The sequence below is a fragment of the Polaromonas sp. UBA4122 genome (assembly GCA_002381615.1).
Taxonomy (GTDB): Bacteria; Pseudomonadota; Gammaproteobacteria; order Burkholderiales; family Burkholderiaceae_C; genus Polaromonas.
In genome coordinates, this window is the sequence record DFWY01000040.1 from 327 (window position 1) to 23,761 (window position 23,435).

General features: G+C 60.1%; 16 protein-coding genes, 1 pseudogene and 1 riboswitch. Of the genes and pseudogenes, 11 read left to right on the plus strand and 6 right to left on the minus strand.

Features of this window, described 5'->3' with window-relative positions; genetic code table 11:
* The 8 genes from B3F77_RS05735 to mgtA form a co-directional block, all read left to right on the plus strand.
* Positions 1 to 1,019, plus strand: a 1,019-nt coding sequence (locus tag B3F77_RS05735; protein ID WP_414702966.1) for a L,D-transpeptidase Cds6 family protein, incomplete at its 5' end; no start/stop codon positions are given.
* Positions 1,020 to 1,086: 67 nt separating this feature from the next.
* Positions 1,087 to 2,379 carry a L,D-transpeptidase family protein gene (locus tag B3F77_RS05740; protein WP_293604036.1) on the plus strand — a complete coding sequence of 431 codons (1,293 nt, stop codon included), beginning with the start codon at positions 1,087 to 1,089 and terminating at the stop codon, positions 2,377 to 2,379.
* Between the two features lie 11 nt (positions 2,380 to 2,390).
* Positions 2,391 to 3,041, plus strand: a complete 651-nt coding sequence (locus B3F77_RS05745) for a peptidylprolyl isomerase (protein WP_293604037.1) — start codon at positions 2,391 to 2,393, stop codon at positions 3,039 to 3,041.
* A gap of 28 nt (positions 3,042 to 3,069) precedes the next feature.
* On the plus strand, positions 3,070 to 3,579 hold the full coding sequence (locus B3F77_RS05750) for a peptidylprolyl isomerase (protein ID WP_293604038.1): 510 nt from the start codon (positions 3,070 to 3,072) through the stop codon (positions 3,577 to 3,579).
* An 85-nt stretch (positions 3,580 to 3,664) separates the two neighbouring features.
* Positions 3,665 to 4,459 carry a UDP-2,3-diacylglucosamine diphosphatase gene (locus tag B3F77_RS05755; RefSeq protein WP_293604058.1) on the plus strand — a complete coding sequence of 265 codons (795 nt, stop codon included), beginning with the start codon at positions 3,665 to 3,667 and terminating at the stop codon, positions 4,457 to 4,459.
* 24 nt (positions 4,460 to 4,483) lie between these two features.
* Positions 4,484 to 5,269 carry a zinc-dependent peptidase gene (locus B3F77_RS05760; RefSeq protein WP_293604039.1) on the plus strand — a complete coding sequence of 262 codons (786 nt, stop codon included), beginning with the start codon at positions 4,484 to 4,486 and terminating at the stop codon, positions 5,267 to 5,269.
* Positions 5,270 to 5,640: 371 nt separating this feature from the next.
* Complete coding sequence (locus B3F77_RS05765; protein WP_293604040.1) at positions 5,641 to 5,838, plus strand: hypothetical protein; 198 nt, start codon at positions 5,641 to 5,643, stop codon at positions 5,836 to 5,838.
* A 16-nt stretch (positions 5,839 to 5,854) separates the two neighbouring features.
* Positions 5,855 to 8,611 carry a magnesium-translocating P-type ATPase gene (gene mgtA / locus B3F77_RS05770; RefSeq protein WP_293604041.1) on the plus strand — a complete coding sequence of 919 codons (2,757 nt, stop codon included), beginning with the start codon at positions 5,855 to 5,857 and terminating at the stop codon, positions 8,609 to 8,611.
* Positions 8,612 to 8,671: 60 nt separating this feature from the next.
* On the opposite strand, the gene B3F77_RS05775 is transcribed toward mgtA, so the two are convergent.
* The 5 genes from B3F77_RS05775 to B3F77_RS05795 form a co-directional block, all read right to left on the minus strand.
* A complete protein-coding gene (locus tag B3F77_RS05775; protein WP_349678386.1) occupies positions 8,672 to 9,343 on the minus strand; it encodes a DUF1345 domain-containing protein in 672 nt (223 codons plus the stop codon).
* Positions 9,344 to 10,219: 876 nt separating this feature from the next.
* Entirely contained in the window at positions 10,220 to 13,231 is a 3,012-nt protein-coding gene (locus tag B3F77_RS05780) for a class I SAM-dependent DNA methyltransferase (protein ID WP_349678387.1), read from the minus strand.
* A gap of 23 nt (positions 13,232 to 13,254) precedes the next feature.
* Positions 13,255 to 13,569 carry a CcdB family protein gene (locus tag B3F77_RS05785; protein WP_293604043.1) on the minus strand — a complete coding sequence of 105 codons (315 nt, stop codon included), beginning with the start codon at positions 13,567 to 13,569 and terminating at the stop codon, positions 13,255 to 13,257.
* Positions 13,570 to 13,572: 3 nt separating this feature from the next.
* Entirely contained in the window at positions 13,573 to 13,932 is a 360-nt protein-coding gene (locus tag B3F77_RS05790) for a hypothetical protein (protein ID WP_293604044.1), read from the minus strand.
* A gap of 111 nt (positions 13,933 to 14,043) precedes the next feature.
* The gene (locus B3F77_RS05795) at positions 14,044 to 16,911 is read right to left on the minus strand and encodes a DUF349 domain-containing protein (protein WP_293604045.1); all 2,868 of its coding nucleotides are present in this window, start codon (positions 16,909 to 16,911) and stop codon (positions 14,044 to 14,046) included.
* On the opposite strand from B3F77_RS05795, the gene B3F77_RS05800 reads away from it, so the two are divergent.
* Complete coding sequence (locus B3F77_RS05800; RefSeq protein ID WP_293604046.1) at positions 16,910 to 17,128, plus strand: hypothetical protein; 219 nt, start codon at positions 16,910 to 16,912, stop codon at positions 17,126 to 17,128. The two genes, B3F77_RS05795 and B3F77_RS05800, sit on opposite strands and share 2 nt — an antisense overlap.
* A 25-nt stretch (positions 17,129 to 17,153) precedes the next feature.
* Here the strand turns inward: B3F77_RS05800 and B3F77_RS05805 are convergent, their stop codons facing one another.
* Positions 17,154 to 21,164, minus strand: coding sequence for a DUF748 domain-containing protein (locus B3F77_RS05805; protein ID WP_293604047.1), 4,011 nt, complete (start codon positions 21,162 to 21,164; stop codon positions 17,154 to 17,156).
* Between the two features lie 741 nt (positions 21,165 to 21,905).
* Between B3F77_RS05805 and B3F77_RS05810 the strand changes: the two genes are divergently transcribed.
* Together B3F77_RS05810 and glyA are read left to right on the plus strand one after the other, a co-directional pair.
* Entirely contained in the window at positions 21,906 to 22,817 is a 912-nt protein-coding gene (locus B3F77_RS05810; RefSeq protein WP_293604048.1) for a lytic transglycosylase domain-containing protein, read from the plus strand.
* A 48-nt stretch (positions 22,818 to 22,865) separates the two neighbouring features.
* Positions 22,866 to 22,995: riboswitch (ZMP/ZTP riboswitch) on the plus strand.
* Between the two features lie 57 nt (positions 22,996 to 23,052).
* Positions 23,053 to 23,435 (plus strand): annotated as a pseudogene (gene glyA / locus B3F77_RS05815) (serine hydroxymethyltransferase); the annotation flags it as partial.

A 23,435-nucleotide genomic window follows, 5' to 3' on the forward strand; every position in this document is an offset into this window, starting at 1 on the left:
TGGCTGCCACGCTGTCAGTGTCCGCGGCCTATGCCGACGACTACGCCGACGTCAACCGCCTGATACACGCTGGCCAGTACCCCGAGGCGCTCGCCAGGGCCGAACAATACCTCGCCAGCAAACCACGCGACCCGCAGATGCGTTTCCTCAAGGGGGTGGTCCAGACCGAAACCGGCAAAACCAACGACGCAATTGGAACCTTCACCAAAATCACGGAAGACTACCCCGAGCTGCCCGAGCCTTACAACAACCTGGCGGTGCTCTATGCCGGCCAAAACCAGTTTGACAAGGCCAGGGCCGCGCTTGAAATGGCGATCCGCACCAACCCCAGCTACGCCACCGCCCACGAAAACCTTGGCGATGTCTACGCCAAGCTCGCCAGCCAGGCCTACAGCAAGGCGCTGCAGCTCGACAGCAGTAACACGGGCGTGCAGCCCAAACTGGCCTTGATCCGCACCCTGTTCTCCGCCGACACCAAAGGCCAGCAGAAGCCTGCCGTCGCTGGCGCGCAAGCGTCCAGCCCTGTTGCTGTTGCCCCTTCGGCAGCCAAACCAGCGCCCGCTCCTGCAGCGGCTAAACCCGCGCCCGCCCCTGCGGCAACTCCCCCGGCCGCTGCCGCGCCAGCTGCCAAATCCGCGCCCGCAGCGCCGTTGCCAGCTGCAATACCGGCTGCTGTCGGCGCCGAAAAAGAAGTGGACGCGGCCGTGCGCGCCTGGGCTAACGCCTGGTCCAGCAAAGACATGAAGGCCTACCTGTCCAGCTATGGCCAGAACTTTGCCCCCCCGGGCAAGCAGGCGCGCAAAGCCTGGGAAGAAGAACGCCATGCGCGCATTGTCGGCAAAGCGCGCATCAGCGTGAAACTGTCCAATCTGTCCATTGCTGTGCAGGGCGGCAAGGCCACCGCCAAATTCAAGCAAGACTACAGTGCCGACTCGCTGAACATCTCAAGCCGCAAGACGCTGGATCTGGCCAAGGTGGACGATCATTGGGTCATCGTCAAGGAATCCACAGGCAGCTGATGACCGGCGGCCGACCTGACCCGTGTGCACAGTCTTTGCCCACCGGCAATTTCCCGTTGACATCCGCATGAAAAGGGTGGCAGCAGCGCTCTTTTTTATAGCGCCTTGCCTGGCGCTCTATCTAGCGCTGGCCGTGTCGACTGCGCACGCCGAAAACCCTAACCATAGCCGTGCCCGGCCACACCCCAAGGCGGCAAAAAAGCGTCCCGTCTCAGTGCCTGCAGCGCGCGCCAAAGACCAGCCTGAAGTGCGCGACGATGAAGCCGAAATCCGGCTGATTGAAATTTACAGACTGATCGGCCAGGCCAACACCCGCGAAGCCTTGCGCAAGGCCGAAGGTCTGGTCCAGGACCATCCCAATTTTCAGCTGGCACAGCTGGTGTATGGCGATCTGCTGGCGGGCCTTACCCGCCCGATACGGGTGCTGGGCGATGTGCCGGACACCACAGCCCGCGCCGCAGAGCCCATGCTGGCCGAGCTGCGGCAAGAGTCACAACTGCGCCTGCGCGCGCTGCGTGAACGCCCAGCGCCCGGCATGGTGCCATCCCAGTTTTTAGCGCTTTCGCCGCAGACCAAACATGCGATTGCCGTCGACGCCTCACGCTCGCGCCTCTATCTTTTTGAGAACACCACGGCCGGCCTCAAGCTGGTGGCCGACTATTACATCTCGGTCGGTAAATCGGGTATTGAAAAATCCGCAGAGGGTGACCTGCGCACTCCGCTGGGCGTGTACTTCATTACCAGCAACCTCGACCCCAAATTGCTGCGCGATTATTACGGCTCGGGGGCCTTGCCCATCAATTACCCCAACCAGCTGGATGTCAGACGCGGCAAAACCGGCGGTGGCATCTGGCTGCATGGCGCGCCACCGACGCAATTCTCGCGCGCACCGCTGGCCACCGACGGCTGCGTCGTGCTGGCCAACCCGGACCTGGAACGCATCATCAAGGCGGTCGAAATTCGCAGCACGCCGGTCGTCATTGCGCAAAGCCTGAAATGGGTGGCCCCGCAATCCCTGAAAGCCGACATCACATCCTTTGAGGCGGTGCTGCAAGGCTGGAACCGCGCCAAATCAAGTGGCGACATGGCGCGGCTCACGGCCTGGTACACACCGGACTTCACCAGCCATGGCAAAACGCCGGCCGGATGGATGGATGCCCTCCAAGCCGAACTCAAGCAGCTGCGCGGGCGCGGCATCCAGCTCAAGGATGTGTCTTATTTGCGCTGGACCGACAGCGCCGACACGATGGTGGTAACCTTTGGCGAACTGGTCAAAGGCGCCAACACGGGCCGAACCATGCGCCAGTACTGGACCCGTCAGGGCAGCCAGTGGAAAATATTTTTTGAAGGGACTATTTGATGTCAGTTTTAATGAAATTTCCCAGGCCACTCGCCACATTCAGGCAGCTCAGCAAGGTCGGCCCAAGCGTCAATACGCTACGCCGCGCATGGCTTGCGGCAGCCACCATTACCTGCCTGATCAGCCTGGCCGGCCCGGCTCTGGCGCAGGGCGCACCCAAGGTGAAGTTTGTCACCAGCGAAGGCGATTTTGTAGTCGAGGTTTACCCCGACAAGGCCCCCAAGACCGTAGAGAACTTTCTGCAGTACGTGAAAGACAAGTACTACGACGGCACCATTTTCCATCGCGTCATCAACAATTTCATGGTGCAGGGCGGCGGCTTCGACGCCAGCTACGCCCAGAAACCCACGCGCGCTCCGGTTGTTCACGAAGGCCGTGAAGCCCTGGCCAAAGGCGGCGACAAAAACGTCCTTGGCACACTCGCCATGGCCCGCACCAATGAGCCAAATTCCGCGTCGTCGCAGTTCTTCATCAACGTCAAGGACAACGACTTCCTGAACCCGACACCGCAGAGCTATGGCTACACCGTGTTCGGCAAGGTCGTGAGCGGCATGGACGTGGTCAACAAGATCAAGTCGGTGCCGACCGGCGCCGCGGGCCCCTTCCGTTCGGACGTGCCCAAAACGCCCATCCTCATCAAATCTGCAACCCTCGTTAACTAATCGACCGACTAACTGATACAGGACCCTCATGAGCAACCCGAAAGTAGCACTCCACATCGCCAACTACGGCGTCATCACGCTGGAGCTGGACGCCGCCAAAGCGCCAAAAACCGTCGCCAACTTCCTGAACTACGTCAACAAGGGCCACTACGACAACACCGTGTTTCACCGCGTGATTCCCAACTTCATGGTGCAGGGCGGTGGCTTTGAAGTTGACATGAAGCAAAAGCCCACCGACGGCGAGATCGAGAACGAAGCCAACAACGGCCTGAAGAACAACAACTACACCGTTGCCATGGCCCGCACCAATGCACCCCATTCGGCGAGCTCGCAGTTTTTCATCAACGTGGCGGACAACGCCTTTCTGAACCACAGCGCCCAGACCCCTTCGGGCTGGGGCTATGCCGTGTTTGGCAAAGTGGTGTCTGGCACCGACATCGTCGATAAAATCAAGGCCGTAAAAACCGGCCGCAAGGGCTTTCACGACGACGTGCCGATGGACGACGTGGTGATCGAAAAAGCCGTCGTGCTGGCCTGAAGATCCGTTCGGACTGAGCTTGGCCTGTCCTGACGAAGGGTCGAAGTCCACCGTGTCCCGTGTGAACACCCCGGCCGTGCCCCCGATGGCGGAGCTCAACGCTCCCCCCTCCTGGCGCATAGTCGATTTCATTTCAGACCTGCATCTGGGTGCTGATGCGCCAGCCACCTTCACGGCCTGGCGCCACTACCTGGAAAGCACCCCGGCGGATGCAGTGTTCATTCTTGGCGACCTGTTTGAAGTCTGGGTGGGCGACGACGCGGTGAGCGGCGACCCAGTGAGCACCGCAGTGCCGCCGCCCACGGCAAGTTTTGAAGACCGCTGCGCCCGCGTGCTGGGCCAAACAGCCAGTCGGCTGGCGCTGTTTTTCATGCATGGCAACCGCGACTTTCTGGTGGGGCAGCGATTGATGGATCTTTGCCATACCACCCTGCTGTCCGACCCCACCGTGCTGGTGTTTGAAGGTCAGCGCTGGCTGCTGTCGCATGGCGACGCGCTGTGCCTGGACGATGTGGACTATATGCAGTTTCGCCAGCAAGTGCGCAGCCCCGCCTGGCAACGCGCCTTTCTGGCCAAGCCACTGGCCGAGCGCCAGGCCATTGCGCGCGAGCTGCGGCAACAAAGCCAAAGCCAGCAGGAACAGCGCAGGCAGTCGGGGGCAGACTATGCCGACGTGGACACCGACGCCGCCCGCCAGTGGCTGAAGGCGGCCAACGCACGCACCCTGATTCACGGCCACACCCATCAACCGGCGGTACACGACCTAGGCCAGAGCTTTGTACGCGTGGTACTCAGCGACTGGGATGGCGACGCCCCCGTGCCGCGCGCCGAAGTGCTGCGCCTGCGCGCCAACGGATTGAAGCGCGTTGCCCTGCACTGAGCCGCAGCGTACCGGCCTGACCTCATGCTGAACTGGTTGCAAACATTGTTGGGGCGTCGGAGCAGCCACCCCGACACCCTACCCGAGGCGCTTTGGCTCAATACCCTGCTGAACTACCCTTTTCTGGCCCGGCGACCGGTGGCCGAGCATCTGCGCCTGCGCAAGCTGGCCACCCAGTTTTTAAAACGAAAGCAGTTTTCCGGGGCGCACGGGCTGACGGTGACGGACGAGATGGCGGTCGCGATTGCTGCGCAGGCCTGCCTGCCAGTGCTGCACCTGGGCCTGCGCTGGTATGACGACTTCAAGGGCATTGTGGTGCATCCCGGCGCCATGCTGGCGCGCCGTGAGGTCACGGACGGCATTGGCGTGGTGCACCGCTACAGCGAAGTGCTGCTGGGCGAGGCCATGGAACGCGGCCCGGTCACCTTGAGCTGGCAGGATGTGGCCGCGGCAGGCGCGTCAGCCCACGAGGGCTACAACGTGGTGATTCACGAGTTCATTCACAAAATCGATATGCGTAGCGGTGTGCCTGATGGTTGCCCGCCCTTGCCCTCGCGCGCGGCCCACGCGGCTTGGCACGCGGTGATGCAACCCGCCTACGACGCCTTTTGCGAGCAGGTGGTCATGGCCCAGCGCTTCAGCGGCCAGCCGCCCTGGCTGGATGCGTATGGCGCCACGTCCCCGGCTGAATTTTTTGCGGTGTCTTGCGAAGCCTATTTCGTCAACCGGCCACGCTTCACGCAGGACTTTGCGGCCCTGACCGCGCTATTTGACCAGTTCTTCAAGACAAATGAGGCTATAGTCCAATAAACACGGGCGCAGGCAGCTATTTATTTGATAGCAAATTAAAATCCGCATGGAGTCTGGACAAAAAGCACTTGACATTGCTGCGCTGCACAATTAAAGTTCGCGGGTTTTCAACTTTTGGAGTTTCTCGTGGGTAATGGTTCCAGTGACAGTAGTCGATCTTGGATCGACATCGCTGCCTGACAGGCCCCCCGGAAATTCGTCTCCGCTGTGCCTGATCTGGCACGGTGTCCAAGCCGCAAAAACTTGCCGGCACTTTCTTCAAAGACCTCTGTTGTTTCCCGCTTGAGTGGGTTGGGTGTTGCACGCGGCAGCCCGGTTCGAGTCTGGATCGATTCTCATCAGTTTCTTCCTGTTATTCCCAGGAGAGCGTGATGGTATGGCATGACTTTGCCCTGCGGGTGCTGGTGGCACTTGCACTCGGGGCTTTCATTGGCGCAAAGCGCCCGTTTCGCCAATGCTTGGCGAGCTTGCGCGTGAACGCATCGACAGCATCCGTGCTGTTCGCGGCGGTATTCGCCTTGTCGTTTGACCAATATCGCTGGACCATGGCGGCCAGCGCCCTGGAATGAATCAAAGGACAAGCCCATGAACTTCTTCAATCAACTGTTTGGCGTGTTCCTCAAGTCGCGCCACACCAGTCATCTGTTTCGCCGCCGGGTCATTTTCGAGTCCTTGTCGGTAGCGGGCTCGTCCAGAGCGGTATCTGACCAGCTTGCTGGCCAGCTGGCGCGCGACGCGACGGACGATCTGGCGGCGGTATTGGCGCGGCTCGACTCCAGTAAAGAGGGACTGACCAGCGTCGAAGCAGACGCCATCCGTGAAAAAGTCGGCCCCAACGAGGTGGAGCACGAAAAACCGCTGCCCTGGTGGCTGCACCTGTGGCTGAGCTACAAAAATCCGTTCAACCTCCTGCTGACCGCACTGGCCGTCGTGTCCTATCTCACCGAGGACATCAAGGCGGCGATTGTCATTGGCAGCATGGTGGTGCTCTCCACCCTCATTCGGTTTGTCCAGGAGCGGCGCTCCAACCAGGCCGCCCAGGGATTGAAAGAGCTGGTCACCAACAAAGCCACCGTGATCCGGCGCGACACCTCCGCTGCAGCCGCCGCCGACGCGCAGCGCTATTTCGAGGTCAGCCTCAAAGTCAGGCCCGCCAGCCAGATGGAGATTCCGATCAAGCAGCTCGTGCCGGGCGATATCGTGATGCTGTCTGCCGGCGACATGATTCCTGCCGATTGCCGGGTCATGACCGCAAAAGACCTGTTTGTCAGCCAATCGGCCATGACTGGGGAGTCCTTGCCGGTCGAGAAGTTTCCTGAAGCCAAAGGCCATGGCGGGAGTCCGCTGGAGATGGCCAATCTGGTGTTCATGGGGACCAATGTGGTGTCCGGTTCCGCCACGGTAGTGGTGCTGGCCACAGGCAACCAGACCTATTTCGGCACCCTGGCGACGCGGGTCACCGCTACCAGTCGGGAGATCAACGCCTTTCAGGCGGGTGTCAACAAGGTCAGCTGGCTGCTGATCCGTTTCGCCTTTGTCATGGTTCCCATTGTGTTGCTGATCAATGGTTTTACCAAAGGCGACTGGACCGAAGCTTTTCTGTTCGCGCTGTCCGTCGCGGTCGGTCTGACGCCTGAAATGCTGCCCATGATCGTCACCTCCACCCTGGCCAAGGGGGCGGTGCTGCTGTCGCGCAAAAAGGTCATCGTCAAGCGCCTGGATGCCATCCAGAACTTCGGCGCAATGAATGTTTTGTGCACCGACAAAACCGGCACGCTCACACAGGACAAGATCGCCCTGGCGCGCCACACCGACGTGTTTGGGCATGAATCCGACCTCGTCCTGGAATTTGCCTATCTGAACAGCTTCTACCAGACCGGCCTGAAGAACCTGCTGGACCGCGCGGTACTTGAGCACGTCGAGGTCCAAAAAGAGCTTCAGCTGGCCGAGAACTACAAGAAAATCGACGAGATTCCCTTCGACTTCCAGCGTCGGCGCATGTCGGTCGTGGTCTCCGAGCGGGACGACCACCACGAGCTGATTTGCAAGGGAGCGGTCGAGGAAGTTCTGGCCGCCTGCACACGGGTCCGCGACAGCGACCACGACGTTACGCTGGACGCGAGCATGCTGGAGCGGGTGCTTGGCATCACGCGGGAATTGAACGAAAAAGGCTTGCGCGTGGTGGCGGTGGCGGTCAAGGAAATTCCACCGAGCCAGGTGGTTTATTCGGTTGCCGATGAGTCCGGGTTGACCCTGATTGGCTACATCGCCTTCCTCGACCCACCCAAGGAATCCACGGCACCGGCGCTCAAGGCCCTTGCCGAGAATGGCATCACGGTCAAAATATTGACCGGTGACAACGAGCTTGTGACGTCCGAGGTTTGCCGCCAGGTCGGTCTTGCCGTCGAGGGCATCGTGCTGGGCGCGCAGATTGACCGCATGGATGACAAAGCGCTGGCCGCAGCGGTCGAGGCGACCACCGTCTTTGCCAAGCTGTCGCCCTTGAACAAGGAGCGCATTGTGCGCGCACTGCGCAGCAATGGCCACGTCGTCGGTTTCATGGGCGACGGCATCAACGACGCGCCTGCGCTTCGGGCGGCCGACATCGGCATTTCAGTGGACACTGCGGTCGATATTGCGAAAGAAGCGGCCGACATCATTTTGCTGGAGCGCAGCCTGATGGTGCTTGAAGAAGGTGTCATCGAAGGTCGCAAAACATTCAGCAATATGCTGAAGTACATCCGCATGACCGCCAGCTCGAACTTTGGCAACGTGTTCTCGGTCTTGATCGCCAGCGTATTTCTGCCGTTTCTGCCGATGCTGCCACTGCAACTGCTGGTACAGAACCTGCTGTATGACATTTCGCAAATCGCCATCCCGTTCGACAACGTCGACGCGGAACTGGTCAGCAAGCCCCTGAAATGGAACCCGGACGACATCAGCCGCTTCATGATCTTCTTTGGACCGATCAGCTCGATTTTTGACATCACCACCTTTCTGCTCATGTGGTTTGTGTTCAAGGCCAATTCAGTGGAGCACCAGACGCTGTTTCAGTCGGGCTGGTTTGTTGTGGGCTTGCTCACGCAAACCCTGATCGTGCATATGATCCGCACGCCCAAGGTCCCCTTCATCGAGAGTCGGGCGGCCTGGCCCTTGATGGCCATGACGCTGATGATCATGCTCGTGGGCATCTTCCTGCCGATGGGTCCGATTGCCAGCTACTTCAAATTGCAGGCGCTCCCCTTGGCCTACTTCCCCTGGCTGGTGGCTATGTTGCTGAGCTATGCGGTGCTGACGACGCTGATGAAGCGTTACTACATTCGCCGATTCGGCTGGCAATGAACGCGCGACTAAAAACAACTTCAATGGCAGCAAGTCTCGGTGGCGCGCAGGCTGTGTCCGTCAGAACATGCTCGCGCCGATGTTGATGAGCAGCGCCAGCACCGTCGTGTTGAAGAGGTAGGCCAGGATGCAATGAACCGAACCGATGCGCCGCATGTGCTTGGATGTGAACGACACGTCCGCAGTTTGCCCTGATGTCCCTATGACCGACGCGAAGTAGAAAAAATCGCCATAGGCTGGCTGCTCATCATCAGGGAACTGCAGTCCCGCGGGACGGCCGTGAGATAGCGCAGCGTAGTAGTCGTGCGCGTAGTGAAGGGCGAACATCACCTGGATGAAGGCCCACGACGACAACACGGTGACCCCGGCCAGCGTGATGTGTGCAATTTTGATCAGGCCGTGCATGTCCTTAACGACCGCCAGTTCGGCGGCAATGGCCACCAGACTCGCAATGCCCGACACAATCACCAGCACAAGGATCACGAGTTGGCCGTCGTCCTGGAACTGGGCACGTTGGCGCATATGGTGCTGCGACGAGCGAGTCATCATGATTGCGGCGAGCAGCACGTAAAGACAAGTGCCTGCGTTCCAGGCGACCAGCAGTCGTGTGACGGTATGACTGGCCCAGTCCGTTGGCAGGAAAAAGCCAACCGCGATTGCAGCAGCCGTCGCAATAAAAATTCGTGGCCGCGCTCGCATCAGGCGGAAAAATCGGTTTCGTTGCCAATTCATTGGGGGGTGCTTTGTACTGAAAGCATTGATCTTAGTGGACTGCGGTGCTGCGACGAGCCGGTAGGTCGGGTTAGCGCAGCGTAACCCGACGTCTGAAGGCGGCCTGCACACCCTGTTGAACGGTGATGGGAGGGTAGTGATTGGTTGGCCGCCGCATCCTGTGCTGTGCCGGCTGGTCGGGGGTAGCCCGGCGGCTAGTCCCTTTTCTTTGCTTCGCCAAAGAAAAGTAACCAAAAGAAAGGCGACCCGCTGTCTGGGTTTTTGGGGTCAGAGCCCAAATTCGCCGAGCCTTCGGCTCGCCCGCAGGGTGCGGTGCCATGCACCGCAGCAAAATTGGTGTCTGACCCCAATAACCCCCCTGTGCTGCTCGAAGTGGCCGGAAATTTTAGAAACTAGTCCGCTTCGCGGCCGTCGGACATCTAAAATTTTGATCCGGCCCCTTCTCCGCTGCTCGGCCCAGCCAGGACGGGGTGGGGAGCGAATACCAAGACAAGTACCCGCCATGGCGGGTACTTGTGGATTCCGGACTTCGGACTTCGAATTTTTGACTTCGGTATCCATGACTTCAAAGCCCTTCTGGCTGCGCCGAGGAGCGCAGGGCTAGGCGGACCAGGGCTGGCACTTGTTTGAGGCGAAGCCGAGTTTGTGCCAGACCCCGACTGGACCGAGCACCGCAGGTTGCCCGTAGCGCAGCGCAGGGACGCAGACAGTAGGGTCGCCTTTTCTTTGCTTACTTTCTTTTGGCGAAGCAAAAGCAAAGTGAGTAGCCGCCGGGCTACCCCCGGCCAGCGCAAGCCAGCAAAGCCAATACGCTATCAATTCAATAGCCGCCTACGACCGTATTCCCTAGACCGTAGCCACAAAAGGCTAATAAACTCAGCCTTTCCCACCCGCAGAACGCGCTAGATTCAAAGCCAGCAAGCGCTTCAAGATTTCCTCATCCGCCATATCGGCCGAGTAGTCAGCCCAGCCGTAAGCAGCAGCCACAGCAACATCCAGCGCTTTGTGCGCGGCATCCAGCCAGGCTGGGCGCTGGTTGTAGAGCTTGGTCAGCGTGCGCTCGGCCAGGTCCTTTTCATGGCCGGGTCTGGGCAGAATGCGGTCCGGGTACGGGCTCACGCCCATGCCCAGCGGAATCACCTCGGGCACGCGCTGCGTCCATTCGGGCGGGTTGAGCCAGGCTTCGCGTAGGTCGTTGAGGCGTTTGGCGGCGATGGCAATGCGTGTGGCGCTTGCTCGTAACGCTATGCTTTTTATAGCTTCTTGTGCCCATTTTGCTTGGGCTAGAGGCTCATTTTGCTCTGAAATTCCGGCTGGAATCAGCGCCCCGCCCTCGACTTCCTCGGTGCGCTGGTGCGCGGTGTCGGCGGGCGTCAGGCCTACGGGGAAGGGGAAGGTTTCGAAGCAGGTGGTTGGGGTGTAACGTGGGTCGTTGCCAACGCCCATAAAAGTACCCATGCGCAACGACCAGCATTCGTGAAAACGGCTGTGCAGGATGCCATAGGTAGTGTCGTCAGCGCGAGCGATAACGATTGCAGCATTTTCAGGGATTCGTATTGTTGGCAACCAAGCGAACAGTCGATACTTAGACACCATCGGCGTCGCGATGAACCGTTCCAACGGTTTTATGGCTTTTCGCATATCTGGCGAACTACGCTTATGGAGCCAATATTTTTCTAACAGGTAAGGCTCCCTCTTCTTGGCACGCTCAGGTCGAACAAACATCTGAACATGCTTAAACGGAGCCTCAAACAAAGCTGCCTCGCTCTCAGAAAAGCCAGTAAAGTCGATTAGCCATTCGTCCCGAGAACGCTTTGTAATGTCGCTTGCGTTAGCGTAGGGATGCAAAACCAAAGACGAAGACTTACCGTTGGGATTTGGTAACCCTAACCAGCCTGCGGCGTGGTCCCGTGTAACGTTAAAATTTCCGTTCATTTGAAACCCGGAAAATGCAGCCTTTTGGGATTCTGGCAGTGCCACCGAAGTAGTCAGATCGACATTAGCTTCCCCAACGCGAGATGCAGAAAGATCAGCATTAATACGCGCAACAGGCTGCCCATTCAATTCAAAGTGCGTTGTGGCATTACCAAAGCTGACGAGACTGACACGCACTGCAGCACCTTCGTTAACCCATGGCTCGTCAGACCAAGCATTGAAAATATGAAACTGGTCGGCGATTGGTGACAACACGGCGCGGTTATCTCCCCCTCGAATTGAATTTGTCGCAACAAACCCAGCGGCTCCAAGCCCATTAAATTTAAGTGCATTTAGCGCTTTTACAAACCAATAGCAAACCAAATCAACGTTGCCCGTAACCTTGTCACTGTACGCCGCTCGAAGTGATTTCACATACGCTTCGCCGAGTTCACGAACTTGAAACCGCTGACCCAAAAACGGTGGATTGCCAATCACCACGCTCGCCTTGGGCCAGTCGGCTTCGACAGGTGCAGCGCCGTCAGCGCCAAAGCTCAGCAGCGCGTCCCGGCACTCAATATGGTCCAGCGGCTCCAGCACCGGGTTGGTCTTGAACTCGTAGCCGTGCAGCAGCCGCCATTGAAGCTCGCCAATCCACACCGTCACCCGCGCCAGTTCGGCGGCGTATTCGTTGAGCTCGATGCCGAGCATGTTGTGCGGGCCGGTCACCAGGTCGGCTTCGCGGTCCAGGCCCATGGCGGCGGCTTCGAGGTGGCTTTTGTGTTCTATGTCTTTGAGAACCTTCAGACCAAGGAACAGGAAGTTGCCGCTGCCGCAGGCCGGATCGAGCACTCGGTAGTTTTTCAGCTGGTCCAGCCAGTCAATGAATTTAACTTGCGCGGCTTTGTAGTGCTTATCGCCCTTCCTGGCGCTTTTGGTCAGTAGCGCCCTGATTACGGGCACAAGCTGCTCCCAAATTTGTAGCAACGGCCGTTGCAGCACGGGCTCGACGATGCGCATGATGGTGGCCGGATCGGTGTAATGAGCGCCCAGCTGGCTGCGCTTGCCGGGGTCCAAGCCGCGTTCAAACAGTGTGCCAAAAATCGACACGTCGATGGCACTCCAGTTTTTATCGGCAGCGTTACGAAGCTCAGTCACATTCATGATGTCAAGCTTCGGCACGTCTATATTTTTGAACAAGCCTCCGTTAAACCGGGCTATGTCATGAACACCAAACAAATCGCCCGTACGCATGGATTCAAACAGCGTGGCAAGTCCACGCGTAAGTTTTTCGCTGGGCAGCAGTCCAGTCTTCGTGGGCAGGTCCAGCTTGGCGTTAATCATCTTCTCAAAAAGACGATCGGGAAGAAGTCCAACGTCCTCCGCAAAAAAACAGAACAAACACTGAGTCAGGAAATGCGAGACTTTCTGCGGGTCGTGCCCAGTTTTTCGCAGCTGTGCAGCCAGCGTGGCAAAGCTTTTAGCGGCCTCTTCGGTGATGTCGCGGCTGGTTTTCCTGGGCCTGAAGCTCTCGGGCTCCAGCCAGATGCGACGCAGCAGGGCCAGCCTGTCGGGCTGGTCCAGCTCAGTTAGTAAAACGTTGTGCGTTTCGGTCGGGTGGCCGGTGAACTGGGTGTGAATGCGGATGGTGAGGCGGTCGCACACCACCAGAATGGGCGGGTTGCTGAGCGCCAGGCTGTAGGTCAGCAGCTGCTTGAGCGCGGTGTCGAGGTTTTTGCCGGGGGCCTTATTTTCCCAGGCAAATGCACCGCGCCTGAACACATCGGCATAGCCGGTGCGCCCGCCAATAACGCTGTTTTTTTCCTCAAACAGGTAGCCCGCTTCGCTGCCGGGTTTGGGCACGGCCAGCAGTTCGCACAGGTCCAGAAAATGACTCTGCGCGCCCTGCTCTTCGTTCAGGTGAAAGGCCGGACCGCCGGGGCCCCATTTTTGAATGAAGTCTTGGGGCGTCATGGCTTGGTTGTCATGGAGTGCGGTCAGTAGCCGCGCAGCAGCATGTCGAGCGCGGTTTCAATGTCGAGTGCCCGGGCTTGGGCCGATGCCACGCTGGTGCGCAGTTCGCTGGCATAAAAGACGGCAATGCCCAGCGGGTGCAAGCGCAGGGTTTCGCCTGAAACGGTGATGGCCGGGTTAAAGCGCTCGGTCAGGCCGGGAATCACGCCCTCACGCACCAAGGGCACGCACACGCGCTCGACGAACCGGTAGAGCAGGTCGCTCTGAATTTCAAGCACGAAAGGGAAGTCGTGCCGGTCTGGCGCAATGGGATTCGGGTAAATGTCGAAACGCGCCACGACTTAGACGCCCTGCTCACGCCAGCGCCGCACGCGCTGCGAGTAGGGTTCGCGCTGGCTGGCCCAGGCGTTGTATTGCTCAATCTCGGCGGCGTGACTCTCAGCCCATTCCTTGGTGGCCTGCGGCCCGGGCTCCGGCTGCGCGGGAGTGCGCGCAGCCGCGGCCTTGCGCTGTGCCAGTCGCTCTGGCGTGAGCCCGCCGTCACCCGCTGAGTAGGCGGCAAGCTCTTCTTGCACCACCGGCACCACCTTGACGGGCGTAAGTTGGACCGTTCCATCTTGAAGGAACTGCATGTCGAACAGCTGGCCCGCATATTTTTTGCCCAGCGAGATCTGGCCGCTGGCGCCAACTTCCTTGAGCATGGCGCTTCCTTTCAATGAATTCATGCCATCATGCCGCATGAAAATCGAGGCGTCAAGAGCCGGGACTCAGACAGGCAGCACGAAGACCGTGCTACCCGACCGAACATCCACTTATCGCTTGAGCAGCACTTTCAGCACGTTCTGCACGCGCCTGGCGTGGCTGGCGTCAAAGTTGCCCGCCAGCACTTTGGCCGTATCCTCGCCCCAGGTTTCCGCCGGTGCGGGCGCATTGCGCTTGGTGAGCAATTGCAGTTGCAGCATGCGCCGGGCGCTGAGATGCTCGGCAGGCGTGGGCAGTTCGGCGGCCATTTCCAGACGCAGCAGGGCTTCTGGCACTTCCTTGCCAGCGGGCGCGCCAAGCGCCTGAACCCAGTTGCTGCGCACTGCGGGCGTGACCTGCTTGCCCAGCTCTTGCGCTGCAGGCAGCAGCGCCGGGTCACGCTTTTCCCAAGCCGTGAGCAAATTCGTCAGCACTTCGCCGTGCGATTGCATGGCAAGCTTTTTCAGGGCCAGGTTGGCGCTTTCAAAGGCCTCGCGTTGTGCGCGGAAGGCGGCGTCACCCAGACGCGGGCCGCGGTCTTCGAACGCCGGACGCTCGCTGAAGCGCTCACCTCGTTCGCCACGGCTATCACGGTCAGCCCGGTACGGCTCAAACTTGTTGTCGGTACTGGCGCGCGGGCCGCCGGGTTTGCTGCCCGGGCGCGAATCCTTGCGGTCGCCAAATTTGCCGCCACGGCCGGCAGCCACGGGTTCGGCTTTTCTCATGCCGGGACGGTCGTCGCCGCGCATGGCCACGACGGGCTTGGCTGCGACTTTGGGTGCGGGCACTGGCGCAGCTTCGGCAGGCGCTTCCGCAGGTTCAGCGGGCTCGGTAGTTTCCGCTGCCTCGGCAGTAGGGGCGGCTTCAGCAAGCTCAGCCGCGACGGGCACTTGGTCTGCTATGGTTTCTGTAGCTGCCTGCGCAGGTGCTTCCTCGGCTAGAGTCTTATTTTCCTCAGAAGCCAGAGCGGATTCGGCGGTGGCCACAGCTTTGACAGGTGCCACAGCTTCGGCAGCTTCGGCAGCCACGGGCAGCTGGCCGCGAACGATGGCCTCCAGCGCCTTGGCGGCAGCGTGAATGGCTTGCGCATCGCCGCTGGCGTTGGCAGCCTCCAGGGCTTTGGCGGCTTCAAGTACGTAACGGTCGTGCTCGCCCAGGGCTGCGGCGGCTTTTTCGCGCTCGACGGTTTTGCGCTGGAAGGCGTCGTCAATCGGCTTGCGGAAGGCGTCCCACAGCTTTTGCTCTTGCTTGCGCTCAATCGGCACGCTCTGCGCTTCGTGCTGCCAGCGCTGCTGCAGGGCCTTGATGGCATCAATGTGCAGCTGCGGCTCGGCGCCCAGCACTTGCGCCTCTTCAATCATAACTTTGCGGTGCGCCAGGCTTTCGGCACGCACGGCCTTCAGTGGTGCATCGGCCGCGTCCATCGCCGCCTTCCAGACGGGCTGGATTTCGGCAAAGGCTTTTTCGCCCAGGTGGCCGGCTGCCGTCCATTTCTCCACAAACCCGTTCAGGCTGCGAATGTGATGCTTCCAGTCGGTGCTGCTCTTATTCGCTTCAGCCCAGGCCAGCACTTCATCAATCAATACGCGCCGCTCGGCCTTGACGACTTCGGTCTGCTCCTTGACGGTTTCAAGCCACGCTTCAACGACCTTGTGGGCTTCGTTGCAGGCATCGTCAAAGCGCTTCCACAGCGCGTGGTTGGGCGTGCCGCCCTGGTCGCTGGTCTTCCACTGCTCGCGCATGACGCGCAGGGCATCTTGCTGCTTGCGCCCACCCATGGGTTTGGCCACCAGCGCTTCGGCCTTGACGACCAGTTCTTCACGGATCTGGTCGGCACGCCAGCGCTGCCAGCCTTCGAGCTCGCCTGCGGCGGTAAGGGCGGCGTGGGCGGCGGCCTCCAGCTTGCTGTCGATGTTGCGGATGTGCTCTTTCAACGCATGGCGCAAATCAGCGGCGACCTTGGGCGTGGCCTTGCCGTGGCCTTCGGTGACTTCATGCTCCAGTTTTGCCAGCGCCTCCTGCACGATCGCCGCGGACTTTTCGCGCATTTCCTTCAGAACGGCGGGATCGATTTTGGCCTTGGGTGCACGCGCTGGCTGCTCGCCATTACCCTCACCTTTTGGCGATGCCACACCACGAGCGGCGCGCAGCTCGTCGGCCCACACCGGCACGGCGGGCAACGGTGCCGCAGCATCACCAGCGGCTTTCACCGCGATGGCCAGCGCGCCCTGGAACGCGTCCCACACGGCCAGCAGCTGGCCACGCGAAGCATCGAGCAGCGGCGGAAATTTGCCATCCACACTGGCCCAGTTGGCATCCATCGTGAGTTCGTCGGCCTGCGCCTGCCAGTGCGCCACATCGGCGCGCAAGGTTTCGAGCACGGCTTGGGCATCGCGCAAGGGCTTGATGGACAGCACCTCAAGGCGCTGCGCAATCAGCACGGCGGCTTCGCGCTGCACCTGGGTGCGGTGCTGCAGGTCTTCAATGGTTTTGACGCGCTCGGTCAGCTGCACTTTCAGGTCGGCGAGGGGCTCCCTGGACAAAGGCGCACCGGCTTTGGCGGCGTCGCGCTGCCAGGCCAGGGCATCGGCCAGATTGAGTTTGGGCAAGGCCAGCAGGCCCTGGGCTTTTCCGGCCCACTCGGCAGCGACGGCTTCCTGGCCCTTGCTGCGCTTGATCTCGTCGAGCTTTTCTTTCAGCGGTTTGGCTGCCCCCTTGTCGCGATTGGCCAGGTCTTTGAAGACCTCGGCCATCTGCTCCGCGCTGGGCTCGGTGGCCAGCCACTGGCGTATGCGCGCGGTGCGCTCGCCTGAGGTGGGGGCGGAAAAGGCACCGCCCGTCAGGCCGTCCAGGGGATGGGCTTCGGCGGCCTTGGCCGGGCTGGTTTTCACGGTGGAGGCACCGGCCGGGGTGGTTTCGGCTTTGGAAGATTTGGACATGGAAAAGCGCAGCATAAAAATTAATAACCATCGGTTCAAAAAAACAACCCAAGACAACACGTACACCGGGCACTCAAAGCCCCGGAGTTTTAGCCCCGGAACTCGCGTGCCTGCCAGCACCTACGGTAATGGATGGGGCGATGAACAGGCGTCTGTCAGCGGGAAAAATTCGGGTTATGGCTCGCAAGGCCTGGAAACCCTCAGCTTTAAAAAATAAAGCAATGCGTGTATTTTCGCTGTTTTTAAGGCATCGCCAAATTAAGTTCGGCGCGCGGCGTCCATTTGGCCTCTGGCGGCACGGTTTTGGCAGCGCCCAGAAAGAGCCGCTCGGACGGTAAATCCCTGGAAACGAGGTAATCCCTGACCGCCACACCACGCTGAACCGCCAGCTCGCGCATGGCCTCATCATTCACCTCGATATCGGCAAGCAGCAGCTTTTCCATCTCGGGCTCCAGCAGGTCCTTGGCCAGCCCAATCAGGTTGCGCGGCTTCGGAATATCGGCACGTTTGTAGACTTCCTTGAGCAGCGCCGGGTATTCGGCCGGGTTGATGCTCACTACCGCCGTGGTGGTGTCTCCTGCTTTCACGGTTTGGCGGCGCTTCTCGGCGCGCACCAGTTCATTGAGCCGTTCGCGCTTGAAGCCATCGCGTTCGGCTTCCATGCTGCTGGTGCCGACCACGGTGAGCGTGAGCGCGGGGCGATCGGCCAGGGCCTTGGCCACCTTGTCGAGCCCGGATCTGGCCTCGGGCGTGAGTTCGGCGCTACCCGCTGAAAAGCTGACGATGCTGAGTTCTTCACCGCCGCCGCTCAGCGCATGGGCCAGCAGGCTGAACGGTGCTGTGACGGCCTTGACGATCATGTTGATGATGACCTTGCCGATGAGGGGCCCAAGGCTGAACTGCGGGTCGTTCAGGGAGCCGCTGACAGGCAAGTCGAGGTTAATCAGGCCGTTGCGGTCGGCCAGCAAGGCCACCGCCAGCTTGACAGGCAGGCTGGCCGTCGAGCCCTCGACCTTGTCGCCAAAACTGAGCTGGTTGAGGGTGAGCTTGTTGCTGGCGGTGAGCTGCCCATTGGGCAGCACCACGTAATTCACATCGACACTGAGCTTGCCGCGCTTGATGCCGTAGCCGGCATACTTGACGGCATAGGGCGACAGCGGCGGCAGCTCCAGATCGCGCACCTTGCCCTTGATGTCGAGTGCCAGCGGTTTGGCCAGCGGGTTGAGCTTGCCCAGAATTTCCAGCGAGGCCGTGCCCTCGGCCTTGCCGCGCAGTTCCAGGTCGGCCATGTTGGGGATAGCGGCTGGAGTGTCAGTCGAGGTGCCGGGAGCAAGGGACGAAAACGCACTGAGCTTGCCCGTCAGCTCGCTCAGGTTGGCTGAATAGTTGGGTTTGATGAAGCGGTCTGAAAACAGGACCTTGCCGTTGATAAAACTCGTCGGGCCAAAGCTCACGATGGGCGGTCGGCTGGTGGGCGTTGCGCTTGCGCGGGCAGCGGCGCTGGGCGGCGCCAAGGCCGCCGTTTTAGAGCCTTTTTGGCCACTAGCCCTTGATTGACGGGCGCTACCAGCTATTGTCTTTATAGCAGCCACGGGCGACGCGGCCGATTTGAACAGATCCTGCAGGTTAAAGCGGCCCTCGGGCGTGACTATCACGCGCGCAAAAAAGTCGGTCAGCACCGTCGCTTTCACGTCCACCCGCGTCGCCTTGGCGGGGTCCAGCGCCACATTCATGCCACGCAAATTCAGCACTTTCCAGGCCAGTAGTTCTTCCTTGGGCGCCAGGGTATTGGCCTTGAAGTCTTCAAGCGTCACGTCGCCCGCCAGCTGTGCCTGCGGCCCAGCCGCTAGCTGGCGGTAAGCCACCCGTCCTTTGAAACTCGCGTCGGCGCGCAGCAGCTCGATGTTGAACGTGTCGGGAAAGTAGGGTTCAAACGCCTGCACCGGCAGCCTGTCAAGCACCAAGCGGCCTTGGGCCTGCACCGGCGCCAGCCCCATGCTGCCATTGAAGTCGAGCTTGCCGGGTTCAGAATGACCTACGGCCAGGCGCAGCGAGGCAGTCAGTGGCATGAGCTTGGCGACCAGCGCCTTGCTGGCCGGCCTGTCGTCCAGCACCAGTCCGCCCAGCTGTGCCTTGAGCGCAGTGACCTCAAAAGCCACCGGCTTGGCGCCTGCCTTGTCGGAAAACGACATCGCGCCGCCGTCGAGCCCCACGTCGTTGATGGCCACGGCCCAGGACGGGGTATTGGCTTTGTTGGGGACCTTGACGTCGTTTTTTGTGGCGGCAGATGGCGGCGTAGGCGTCACGCCGTGGGCCACCAGCCAGCGTTCGTACATCCAGCGTTTGTCGGCACCCCGCTCTACTTGAGCTTTGGGCTGGCTCAGCTGCATTTTTGCGGCCTTGAAGGTCTGGCCCGGTACGTCGATCTCCACGCCTGCCAAGTCCACCCGATTGATGGACACCAGCGAGGTTTTGCCTTGCGCCAGCAGCACATCACTCAGCGCAATCTGCGGGGCCGTGATGTGCAAGGCCTGCGGCTTGTCACCACGGGCGGCCTGCCAGTTCACGCCGAGCTGGGCATCGAGCTGGCCATTCAGGGCCGGCAACAAAAACTGGCCAACATACTTGGCCGCCATATTGAGCGGCCAGGCGGCGACCATGGCAGTGACCTGGGCCGCCTGATCTGTCGTGGACCCGCTGAAAGTCAAGCGTGCCGGAGCGTCGGTTTTCGCCTGCGCTGGCAGACTCGAAGCCGCTTGCGCCAGCCCCAGCGAGCCCTTGAACTGCAAGGGAGCACCAGCGGCAAACGGCATGGCGATGGCCGAGGCATCGAACGCCATGCCCGTCAGCCGGATCTGGGCCGGCGATGCCAGGGTTTCGTCGCGCCAGTTCACCGTACCGTCGCGAACGGCCACGTTGGCCACCTGCACTTTCCAGGGCGTAGTGGCCACCGCGTTGGCAACGGCTGCCAAAACGGCAGGGCTACTGGAAGGGTTGGCGGCAGTTTGAGCCTGCTGCGTTGAGTCGTTTTGGCCTTCAGCGCCTACAGAACGGGCGCGAGAAGCTATGTTTTTTGTAGCACTTTGGCCAGCCTGTGGCAGCAGATTCAGCCGCCCTGAACGGTCCCGTGTGATGTACAGCGTGGGCGCGGTGAGCTCCACCGCAGAGAGTTTGATGAACCGCTCCAGCGGGCGCACGTCGTCCATGGTGACCTGCAGCCGGTCGAACGCCAGCAGGTCATGGCTTGCCAACGGCGCTGCCTTTTGGGTGCCGTCCAGCAGGCGAACCTTGTCCGCCGTGACCGTTCCGGAAATTCTGACCACCGTGTTCGGCGTCTGCTCAAACGCCACTTTGGCGTCGGCATACAGCACAGCGCTTTGCAGTTTGAAGGGCAGGCTCGCGGGCCAGTAAGCCAGGTAGGGGCTCAGGTCAACGCCACGCAGCGTGATGCTGGCGTCGGTCTTGCGGGTCTGGGCAAAGGGCGTGCCCTCGGCGGCGCTGTCAAAGCTGCTGCCATTGAGTTTGAAGGCCAGATGCAGCGCAGTTTTGACCTCGCGCTGGGACGGGAGATTGCTCAGAAAGGGGATGGAGAGATTCAGGTCGCGCAACTCGTGGGTCTTGTGGACCGACTGGTCAGTAAAGTCCAGCCGGCCTCCGCTGAGCACGAGGTTGTAGAGGGAAAATCGCGGCAGCTCGCCGGCAGGCTGCTCCCCGGAGGTCTTGAGCCGCTCCAGGATGTCGTCGATGTCATAGCGTCCGTCACCCCAGTGTGTGAGGAACGCCACGGGTTCCTCCACCACGATAGCGTCGGCCACCGGTGCCAGCCGCAGCAGGGACTCCAGCTCCGCGTCTATATAGATGCGCTTGATTTTGAGCTGTGGGAAAGACGGGGGTACCGGCTGTTCACCGCCGGGCACAACGGCTTGCGTGCCTGCCTGTCCTGAAGACCCCGCCAGCTTGCGTTTGGCTGTGGCGACTTCCAGGTCATTGATCGTCAGCTCCAGCGACCACGGCTTGAAATCCACCACCCCCACCGTGACCTGCCGACCCAGCTTTTCAGAAGCAATTTTTTCAAGCTGCCACTTCAGTATGGAAGGCACCGCCGCATAGGCCAAGGCCCATATCAGCAACCAGGCGCCGACAGCCCAGGCGGCACGGCGCTGCCACTGCTTGGAACGAGCCACAGCGCTAGCCTTTCCAGGTGCCGACTTCCAGAAATCCCGCCACTTATTCTTTTGTTCATTGCTTTTCATAGACAGTGAGTTTTTAACGCTCGGGCCGAAAGGTCAATGACTTATTTGAAAAATACGAGCACCCGAAACGAAAAAACCCCGGTTAGCGTAACTAACCGGGGTTGACGGCGAGCGTTAATGCTCATGCCGTCGGGTTTCGCAAAGGAGAGAGTACTCGTCTCGCAGTGCGGTGGAAGCAAGTGATTGCTTCCAGTTATGCCGGGGTTGGTTACCCGGTTGGTGCCCGAATGAATCGGACAACTGCAGATTAAACCGCTGGTGCCGCGCAGGCAATTGCAAATTTTCAATCACCGGACAGGGTGTGATTGTCATTTTCTTGGGACCCATCCCAGCCCAGGTCAAAACCGAAAACCTGCGGCTCAGTCCCACGTCCAAAATCGGAAAACACTGACAACGGAACGGGCGTTTGGATGATGGTGCCATGGAAGCCAGCGAACTTTACTTAGCGCCATGCCTCAAAAAGAAGACCGTCAATAGCCTGAGAGGGGGCGTTTTTACCAGGAAACTGGTTTTTACGATAGAAATTCAATATAACAAATGCATTTGTTATTATTGACAGGTTATTTAACAGGACACTAGAATCCGGCCAGCCCCAAGAAAACCTGGGGACAACCCGAATCCGTTGCAGAACCCGGCAACGTCAACGAAGGGTCAACACGCACAAGGCATGCCTTGGTTTGATGGCGACCCAATCAAAGCCTGCTTGGCCTGACCGGCCCGGCATGCATAGAAAGGAGTGCTATGACAGCGCTAAAAAAGTTCGGCCTTAACTTCGGCCGTAATTTCGATCTTAAAGCGCACTTGAAAAATGTAGGCAGCAGTCTTGCAACTGTTGCCGATGACATCGCCCAAGGCCTTTTCGAGATCACCCACAACAGCTTTGCCCTCTTGGGGCTGGCCGTCGTGTTTATGGTGATTACCCTGACTGCCCGGTCTGACCTGCGCGAAGGCGCTGAACTCAAACTCATGACCTGGCTGCAACAGCGCCAGGAAGCAGTGATCGGCTTTACCGAGCCCACGTTTACCGAGCCCACCGCCGTTGAGCGCGCCACCGCGTCCAACCCGAAAGACCTGCCCGTTCAACAGGCGGCGGTGGCTTACTGGCTGAGCAAAAAATACAGTGTCGCGCCGGAACCTCTGAGTGTCCTGGTGGCAGAAGCCTTTGAGATTGGCCAGAAGGCCAAGCTCGACCCCACCCTGATTCTGGCCATCATGGCGATTGAGTCCGGCTTCAACCCGTTTGCCCAAAGCCAGGTTGGTGCACAGGGCCTGATGCAAGTCATGACCAAAGTGCATAACGATAAATATGAGAACTTCGGTGGCAAGCTGGCGGCTTTTGACCCTGTCACCAACGTTCGCGTCGGTGTCAAGGTACTGCAGGAATGTATTGCCCGCGCTGGCTCGATTGAAGGCGGCCTGAAATACTATGTCGGCGCGGCCAACTTGGAAGATGACGGCGGCTACGCCGGCAAGGTCATGGCCGAGCGTGCCCGCCTGCTCGCCGTGGTAGGGGGAAAGCGGCCGCCAACCTCGCGCTTCTTCGGCTCACCAACGCCCGCGCGCATCGTTCCGGTAGTGATGCCTGCGGAGTCCACCCCGCTGGAGTCTGCCGGCAAGACGCCTGAAAAAGTGGCGTTCCTGGACCAGCGCTGATTTCTTGTCCGTCTGGTCCTGACCGGATCGGGCACCCTAAGTTACACTAGCGAGGTACGCAACTGGCGATAGGCATCATGGTTTTGCCGACTATTGATGCTGACGTGGGACACCACTGGGAAGCGCACCGCTAAAGCCATTTGGCCAAAGCGTTCCGCCGTTCGCCTGGGCAGCCCTTGCTTCCTTTAGCCAAAGTTTAGCCAGAGGACAGGGATTCAAGTCTGGAAGGACTGCCATGTACCACCGCAATATTCTGGTCGAACAGACCGACCCCGAAATTTTTGCCGTCATCCAGGCCGAAAACGCCCGGCAAGAACAGCACATCGAGCTGATTGCCAGCGAAAACTACGCTTCGCCCGCCGTCATGGCTGCGCAAGGCTCCCAGCTCACCAATAAATACGCCGAAGGCTACCCCGGCCGCCGCTACTACGGTGGCTGCGAACATGTGGACGTGGCCGAACAACTCGCCATCGACCGCGTCAAGCAGCTTTTTGGCGCAGAAGCGGCCAACGTGCAGCCGCATTGCGGCGCTTCGGCCAACGAGGCGGTGTTTCTCGCCTTTCTGAAGCCCGGCGACACCATCATGGGCATGTCCCTGGCCGAAGGCGGCCACCTGAC

Bases quoted from the DNA above. Each gene is read 5' to 3' on its own strand.
- B3F77_RS05805 (WP_293604047.1), bottom strand. From the start codon at position 21,164: ATGAAAAGCAATGAACAAAAGAATAAGTGGCGGGATTTCTGGAAGTCG.
- B3F77_RS05800 (WP_293604046.1), top strand. From the start codon at position 16,910: ATGGAAAAGCGCAGCATAAAAATTAATAACCATCGGTTCAAAAAAACA.
- B3F77_RS05780 (WP_349678387.1), bottom strand. From the start codon at position 13,231: ATGACGCCCCAAGACTTCATTCAAAAATGGGGCCCCGGCGGTCCGGCC.
- mgtA (WP_293604041.1), top strand. From the start codon at position 5,855: ATGAACTTCTTCAATCAACTGTTTGGCGTGTTCCTCAAGTCGCGCCAC.
- B3F77_RS05790 (WP_293604044.1), bottom strand. From the start codon at position 13,932: ATGCTCAAGGAAGTTGGCGCCAGCGGCCAGATCTCGCTGGGCAAAAAA.
- B3F77_RS05765 (WP_293604040.1), top strand. From the start codon at position 5,641: ATGGTATGGCATGACTTTGCCCTGCGGGTGCTGGTGGCACTTGCACTC.
- B3F77_RS05775 (WP_349678386.1), bottom strand. From the start codon at position 9,343: ATGAATTGGCAACGAAACCGATTTTTCCGCCTGATGCGAGCGCGGCCA.
- B3F77_RS05740 (WP_293604036.1), top strand. From the start codon at position 1,087: ATGAAAAGGGTGGCAGCAGCGCTCTTTTTTATAGCGCCTTGCCTGGCG.
- B3F77_RS05745 (WP_293604037.1), top strand. From the start codon at position 2,391: ATGAAATTTCCCAGGCCACTCGCCACATTCAGGCAGCTCAGCAAGGTC.
- B3F77_RS05810 (WP_293604048.1), top strand. From the start codon at position 21,906: ATGACAGCGCTAAAAAAGTTCGGCCTTAACTTCGGCCGTAATTTCGAT.
- B3F77_RS05750 (WP_293604038.1), top strand. From the start codon at position 3,070: ATGAGCAACCCGAAAGTAGCACTCCACATCGCCAACTACGGCGTCATC.
- B3F77_RS05795 (WP_293604045.1), bottom strand. From the start codon at position 16,911: ATGTCCAAATCTTCCAAAGCCGAAACCACCCCGGCCGGTGCCTCCACC.
- B3F77_RS05755 (WP_293604058.1), top strand. From the start codon at position 3,665: ATGGCGGAGCTCAACGCTCCCCCCTCCTGGCGCATAGTCGATTTCATT.
- B3F77_RS05760 (WP_293604039.1), top strand. From the start codon at position 4,484: ATGCTGAACTGGTTGCAAACATTGTTGGGGCGTCGGAGCAGCCACCCC.